We start from the raw sequence: 6306 nt of genomic DNA on the forward strand, positions 1-6306 counted from the left end.
TCCTCCCGGTCACGGCAGGGATCGCAGCGGCGGTTTCTGCCCCGTCATCCCCGGCGGCTGGAGCAGCGGGGAGGGCTCGGGGCCGGGATCCTCGGTTTCGATGACGCCGGCGGCCAGGTGGTCGAAGTCGGTTGGCCAGTGGGTGTGTTCACTGGCCAGGGCGCCCGTCAGGCGTGTTTCGGCAAGGTCGGCCGTGCTCAGGTCGGTGCCACGGAGGTCGGCCAGGCGCAGGTCGGCACGGCGGAATACGGCGCTCCGGGCATCGGCCTTGCGCAGATTCGCCGCGCGCAGATCGCCCTCGGTGAAGTCGGCGTCGCGCAGGTCGGCTTCGACCATCCGCGCGCCCCGCAGGTCGGCCAGCACGCAGCGGGCCCGGCGGAGAATCGCCGTCTTGAGCTCGGCGTGCCGCAGGTTCACCGAGACCAGGGACGCCTGGGTCAGATTGGCGTGGTAGAAGCCCGCCGCCTCCATGCAGGCACGGTCAAGGTTCACCTCGGGCAGCCACAGCCCGTCGCAATCTGCCCGTCGCAGGTCGGTGGCGCCGACGTTGACCCAGGACTGCTCCCGGTGCCGGCACAGCACGCCGAGCGCGGTCAGTGCCACCTGGGCGTCGGCGGCGCGGTTTTCGAGGGGGGGCCACGTCGTTGATGGATACGTCCGCCGCTGGTGACTCCGGTCCGGTGGGCGGCCAGGGCAGATGCGTACGGAGATAGGCGGCCTGGATCGAGATGATGGCCTCACGGTCCCGGGCCGACTGCTCCGCGATCCGCCACAGCGCGTGCAGCCCGCCGATGCGCACATCCAGCTTGTCGCTGCCGAGTTGGTCGACCGCCCGGGTGAACCGGTCGGTGACGTAACCCTCCTGCGTGGCACGCAACCCGTCCTGGCTCACCCGCAGTTGCCGCCACGTGGCAAACGCCCCGAAGAGCACGACAAGGCCGCCGACGACCTGCAGAAGCGTCGTACGGACGGCGTTCACCGCACTCAGCCGGTCCCTCGGGTCGACGCTCGCCCCGGCGAGATCATGGTCGACCACCACACCCGGAAGGAACACGAATCCCGCACCCAGGAGGGCCAGTCCGGCCGCCCCGGCGACGAGGAACACAGCCGTACGATGCCTGCCCAGCCGGTCGCGGTCCGGATCCCCCGTATCCGTCTCCATGGGAACGGGAGCCTAGGCGCGACCCAGGAGATGATCAAGACGTACTCCATGGAGCGGCTGTCCGTCTCCGACTCCGTGAAGCGGCTGTCCGTGACAACGAATCCCGCGAGTCAGCGCACAACGGAACGCGCGACGCGGAACCCCACGTCGTCGACCTGGAAGGTCGGGTGGCTGCGGCGTCGTACGGAGGACCGGCAGCTCCAGTGCTCGTCGAACCAGCCGCCGCCACGCAGCACCCGGTAGGTGCCGTAGACCTCGGGGTCGTAAGTGTCCCAGCACCACTCCCAGACGTTGCCGAGCATGTCGTGGAGGCCCCACGGGTTGGGATGCTTGCCGCCGACGTGGTGGATACGGTCGTGCGAGTTGTCGCGGTACCAGGCGATCTCGTCGAGCGGTCCGTAACGGGGTCCGGTCGTACCGGCACGGCAGGCGTGTTCCCACTCGGCTTCGGTCGGCAGTCGGTAGCCGTCGGCGGAGGTGTCCCACTCGATGTCCTCGCCGTTGGCGTGGAGTTCATAGGCGGGCGCCAAGCCGTCACGCCGGGACAGGGCGTTGCAGAACCGGACGGCGTCCCACCAGGAGACGCTCTCGACGGGGAAGCGGTCCTCATCGGCGGCGCTCGGCCGCAGGCCGGTGATCTGCGCGTACAGCACCCGCGTCACCGGGAACGCCCCGATCCGGTACGGCGCGAGCTCGACCGACCAGACGCGCTGCGTACGCCGGTCCGACAGCTCGACCTCCCCCGGCGGGATGGCGATCGTCTCGTGCACTGTGCTCGCGTCCATAGGCAGGTGATCCTACTGACCCGCGGGCACAGGCTCGGACGATGGCACCGGCTCTTCAGACGGGGCGGATCAACTCCCACGTATCAACGGCGAAGTCGAGGCTCATACCGTGGCGTTCGTAGAGTGCGAGCGCGCCGCTGCTGTTGTCCGTGTCCACGCCGAGGCCGATCCGGTCGCGGCCCAACGCCGCGTAGTGCCCGAAGGCGTGGCGCAGGAGGTAGCTGCCGAGGCCCTGGCCGCGGGCCTGGCGCAGGACACCGAGGTTGCCGATCCAGGCCATCGAGGCGCGGTCGTTGTGGCTTCGCAGTACCGCCGCGTCCCCGAGGCCGTGGACGTGTGCGATCCAGGTCAGTGACCAGTCGGCACGCTCGGCGTCGATGTCCTCCAACCACTGTTCGTACGTACGGGGCTGGAAGTCGAAGTGGTCGGCGAAGGACTCCTGGAGCAGTGCGTGGGCACGTCGGCGGTCCGGCTCGGCCTGGCATGGGCGCAGCGTCACTCCCGGCGGCGGCTTCGGCGAACGGTCTGCGGTGCCTGACAAGTGACGTGCCATCACGTTGTAGCGGCGGACGGGGCGCCAGCCTCGCTCACGCAGCTCGCCGAGGTTCAGGGTGGGGTCGATGTTGAGGTGGAGGTGCACCACCGCTCGCTCCGCCCCGTTGGCGGCCGCTCGCTGCGTCGCCCGGGCCTCCATCAGGTCGAACAAGTACTGGGCGCCCTGCGGCTGATCGGGCAGCACGTAGTGGTCGATATCGATCCGCTCGCCGCCGGAATCGTCCCACAGTAGGCCGTAGCCGATCAGCCGGGCGCCCTCGCGCTCGCCCTCGAAGAGCAGCCAGGAGTCGCGCTCCAGCTCGACCTCGGGATGTTTCAAGTCTGCCTGGATCTCCGACAGTTCGGTGTCTGCGCGGCCGATCTCCAGCAGGTCGATCTCATTGAGCAGCGCACACACCGCAGGGGCGTCATCGAGCGTCGCCGGACGCACGGTCAGGCCGGGCGGTTGAGTGGTGAACGTGGTCATCGACCCACTGTCCGGCGACAGGACCCGGCCCGCAACGGATTTTCAGGCCCACGGGGAAGGAGTGGTTGTACTCGGACACGAGGACGACGAACGAAGCGACCCTCGCGGTTGCCGGCTACGGCGACCGCGACCCGTACCGAAAGATCGAGCTCCCGAAGGGGGACTGATACGGGAAGGGCGGGAGTGCCCGGAGTGGCGGCGGCGGAGGTAGTGGGGGTGGTGTCGGCGGGGGTAGTGGGGGTGGTGTCGGCGGGGGTAGTGGGGGTGGTGTCGGTGGAATCTGCCGTGGCTGTCTTCATGGCTCACAGCCCCACACCTCACACCTCAACCTTTGTCGAGGTCAGGGCGCCATCAGGGGCGGCGTAGACAGCACGGGCGCGATAGGCGGCACGGGCGGCACCCGACGGACGGCAACCACCGGCCCTCGGCGCGCGCGGCGGACACTCCCGGGTCACCCGTTCACACCCCCGCCCCACCCCCTTCGAGTTCTTTTCCGCGGCGCCTCACCCGCACCCCGGTGACCTGCCGGAATGCCTTGGATCCAACCCTTCCGGGCCCCTCGTCTGACACCCGTTCAACTCATTTCTGACGCTTCATCAAGAAGCGCGCCCGGCCATGTGCCACTTACCTCGGTAGGGCAGGGGCACGACCGACGCAGCGACACTTGGGGGTGTCGCCGGCCGCGCCCCCTCGGAGGAGCAAGCAACGATGCGACGCACAGTCCGTCTGGTGACCGGTACCGCGCTCGCCGTCGCCGCCGCGGGACTCGCCGCCGCGCCCGCGTACGGCGGGGACTCGGGCGGCCTGGAGATCTATCCGTCCACCGTCGTACCGGGCCGTGACGTCACGGTGAACACGGCGGCGTGCGGCGCGGACGGCACGGCGGCGGGCGACGCCAGCGCGGTGGGCGCGGGCACGTTCACGCTGGCGCCCAGCGCGCACGAGCAGGACGCGATCGGGCAGTTCCGGGTACCGCCGAGCGCGCAGCCGGGGACGTACGAGATCGTCGCGAAGTGCCCCGGCGGCCGGCAGGTCACCGGCGACCTGATGGTGACCCTGACCTCCACGCGCGAACAGGTCTATCCGCGTGGACATGTGAAGACGGGGGTCGGCGGCGCACTCGGCCCCGACCCCGTGCAGACCACGGCGGGAGTGGCGGCCCTGGCCGTCGCCGCCGCGGGCGGTACCTGGCTCCTGCATCGCCGGGCGAGAGGCGACGGGATCTGACGGACACCCTCCGCTGTCCGTTCACCGGTACCGCAGTCCCCTCCCCCTCCGTGGCCCGACGCCCCTCGCGGCCCGGAGGGGAAGGGGACCAACCCCGACACCTGCCGGGGTCCAACGCCGACACCAGCCGGGGTCCAAAGCCCACCCCAGCCGGGGTCCAACGCCCACCCCAGCCGGGGTCCAACCCCGACACCTACCGAGTTCCAACCCCGACACCAGCCCCTGGAGAGGACCCCGAGAGGAGGCTCCCGTGCGCCGCCGGGTCAGCAACATCGCGATAGCTTCCGTCACCACGGTCGCCCTCTGCTCCGGCGCCTGGCTGCTGCGCAGCGGCGCCGAGACGCACGCGCCGCCCCAGCCGTCGGCCGCGCAGGCGGGCACGAAGGAGCCGGCCGGGAGATCACCCGCGGCGCGGGCGCTGCCCCACTCCCCGCCCGACCGCATCCGCATCCCCTCGATCCACGTGAACGCCCCCCTGATGGGCCTCGGCCTCACCCCGCAGGGCAGCCTGGACGTCCCGCCCGCCGCGAAGAAGAACCTCGCCGGCTGGTACGAGGCGGGCACCACCCCCGGCGAGACGGGCACCGCCATCGTCGCCGGACATGTCGACAACGCCGAGGGTCCCGCCGTCTTCTACGACCTCGGCGCCCTCAAGAAGGGCAGCCGCATCGACGTGGAGCGCCGCGACAGCAGTACGGCCGTCTTCACCGTCGACGCCATCGAGGTGTACGACGCCGACGACTTCCCCGACGAGAAGGTCTACGGCGCCGCACACCGCCCCGAGCTGCGCGTCATCACCTGCGGCGGCGGGTACTCGAAGTCGACGGGATACCAGGGGAACGTGGTCGTCTTCGCCCATCTGACGGGCAGCCGCTGAGTCGGCTCACGTTCACGCTCACGCGATCCACTGCTCGTACGCCATGTTGGTCACCAGCGCGAACACCACCGTCAGCAGCACGACGCGTACGAACCCGCTCCCCTTCTTGAGCGCGGTGTGTGCCCCGACCATCCCGCCCACCAGGTTGAACACGGCCATCAGCGCGGCCAGCTGCCAGAACACCGTGCCCTTCCAGGCGAAGGTCGCGAGAGCGCCGGCGTTGGTGCAGCAGTTGACGATCTTGGCGGTGGCGGAGGCGGTCACCAGGTCGAGGTGGAGGAGCGCGGTGAGGGCGAGCACGAGGAACGTACCCGTGCCGGGGCCGATGAGCCCGTCGTAGAAGCCGATGCCCAGGCCCGCGAGTCCGATTGCGGCGACGACGCGGCGCGGCGAGACCGGGGCGGTCGAGGGCGCCTTACCGAAGGCGGGCTTGAAGATGACGAAGGCTCCGACGCCGAGCAGGACGACCATGACCACGGGCTTCAGCACGTCGGTACTCAGGCCCGCCGCGACGAACGCCCCAGCCGTCGAACCCGCCAGCGCCGCGAGCCCGATCCGTACGGCCATGCGCACGTCCACCGGCGCCTTGCGCGCGTACGTCACCGCCGCGCCCGTCGTCCCGACGATCGCCACCGCCTTGTTCGTACCCAGCGCGTACGCGGCCGAGGTGCCGCCCGGCAGCCCGAGCAGCATCGCCGGGAGCAGAAGCAGCCCGCCGCCGCCGACCACCGCGTCGATCCAGCCGGCCGCGAGCGCGGCGAGGCAGAGGACAACGACCGTGGTCAGCGATATGTCGGGCATGATCGCGACCCTATGGACGAGATAGATGTGCCGTCCACGGGTCCCGGGAAGCTTGAGGGACTTCTGAGGTTCGGCAGGGTGGGGCCGCGGCGCGGCCGCATCATCCGAGGTCCGGCAGACTGAACCCGCCGCACGGCCGGGGCTTCCGAGGTCCGGCGGGCTGAGCCCGCCCTGCGGCTCGGTCCTCTGAGGTCCAGCAGATTGAGCCCGCCGTACGGCCGGATCTGCTGCGGTCCAGCAGACTCGACCCGCCGCACGGCCCGGTCGTCCGAGGTCCGGCAGGCTGACCCCGCCATGCGACCGGATCATCCGAGGTCCGGCAGATTGAACCCGCCATGCGGCCGGGGCTTCCGAGGTCCGGCGGGCTGAGCCCGCCCTGCGGCTCGGTCCTCTGAGGTCCAGCAGATTGAGCCCGCCGTACGGCCGGATCTGC

At 70.6% G+C, this 6306-nt stretch carries 7 protein-coding genes; 2 read left to right on the plus strand and 5 right to left on the minus strand.

The features are described 5' to 3' along the window. Positions 1 to 9: 9 nt before the first annotated feature. From AB0N66_RS24810 to AB0N66_RS24825, 4 genes are all read right to left on the minus strand, one after another. Positions 10 to 582, minus strand: a complete 573-nt coding sequence (locus AB0N66_RS24810) for a pentapeptide repeat-containing protein (protein WP_365439060.1) — start codon at positions 580 to 582, stop codon at positions 10 to 12. Then, positions 482 to 1162 carry a hypothetical protein gene (locus tag AB0N66_RS24815; RefSeq protein WP_365439069.1) on the minus strand — a complete coding sequence of 227 codons (681 nt, stop codon included), beginning with the start codon at positions 1160 to 1162 and terminating at the stop codon, positions 482 to 484. Before AB0N66_RS24815 ends, AB0N66_RS24810 begins: the two co-directional genes overlap by 101 nt. A 110-nt stretch (positions 1163 to 1272) precedes the next feature. Further along, positions 1273 to 1947 (minus strand): SUMF1/EgtB/PvdO family nonheme iron enzyme, encoded by a 675-nt coding sequence (locus tag AB0N66_RS24820; protein WP_365438887.1) that lies wholly within the window; start codon positions 1945 to 1947, stop codon positions 1273 to 1275. A 55-nt stretch (positions 1948 to 2002) separates the two neighbouring features. After that, positions 2003 to 2968 carry a GNAT family N-acetyltransferase gene (locus AB0N66_RS24825; protein ID WP_365438889.1) on the minus strand — a complete coding sequence of 322 codons (966 nt, stop codon included), beginning with the start codon at positions 2966 to 2968 and terminating at the stop codon, positions 2003 to 2005. Between the two features lie 708 nt (positions 2969 to 3676). Here AB0N66_RS24825 and AB0N66_RS24830 point away from each other — a divergent pair. Next, positions 3677 to 4195, plus strand: a complete 519-nt coding sequence (locus AB0N66_RS24830; protein ID WP_365438891.1) for a hypothetical protein — start codon at positions 3677 to 3679, stop codon at positions 4193 to 4195. 250 nt (positions 4196 to 4445) lie between these two features. Further along, on the plus strand, positions 4446 to 5072 hold the full coding sequence (locus tag AB0N66_RS24835; protein WP_365438893.1) for a class F sortase: 627 nt from the start codon (positions 4446 to 4448) through the stop codon (positions 5070 to 5072). An 18-nt stretch (positions 5073 to 5090) separates the two neighbouring features. Here the strand turns inward: AB0N66_RS24835 and AB0N66_RS24840 are convergent, their stop codons facing one another. Next, complete coding sequence (locus AB0N66_RS24840) at positions 5091 to 5873, minus strand: TSUP family transporter (protein ID WP_365438895.1); 783 nt, start codon at positions 5871 to 5873, stop codon at positions 5091 to 5093. Positions 5874 to 6306: the final 433 nt, after the last annotated feature.

The organism is Streptomyces sp. NPDC093544 (assembly GCF_040683495.1).
Taxonomy (GTDB): Bacteria; Actinomycetota; Actinomycetes; order Streptomycetales; family Streptomycetaceae; genus Streptomyces.

Bases quoted from the DNA above. Each gene is read 5' to 3' on its own strand.
- AB0N66_RS24825 (WP_365438889.1), bottom strand. From the start codon at position 2,968: ATGACCACGTTCACCACTCAACCGCCCGGCCTGACCGTGCGTCCGGCG.
- AB0N66_RS24830 (WP_365438891.1), top strand. From the start codon at position 3,677: ATGCGACGCACAGTCCGTCTGGTGACCGGTACCGCGCTCGCCGTCGCC.
- AB0N66_RS24840 (WP_365438895.1), bottom strand. From the start codon at position 5,873: ATGCCCGACATATCGCTGACCACGGTCGTTGTCCTCTGCCTCGCCGCG.
- AB0N66_RS24815 (WP_365439069.1), bottom strand. From the start codon at position 1,162: ATGGAGACGGATACGGGGGATCCGGACCGCGACCGGCTGGGCAGGCAT.
- AB0N66_RS24820 (WP_365438887.1), bottom strand. From the start codon at position 1,947: ATGGACGCGAGCACAGTGCACGAGACGATCGCCATCCCGCCGGGGGAG.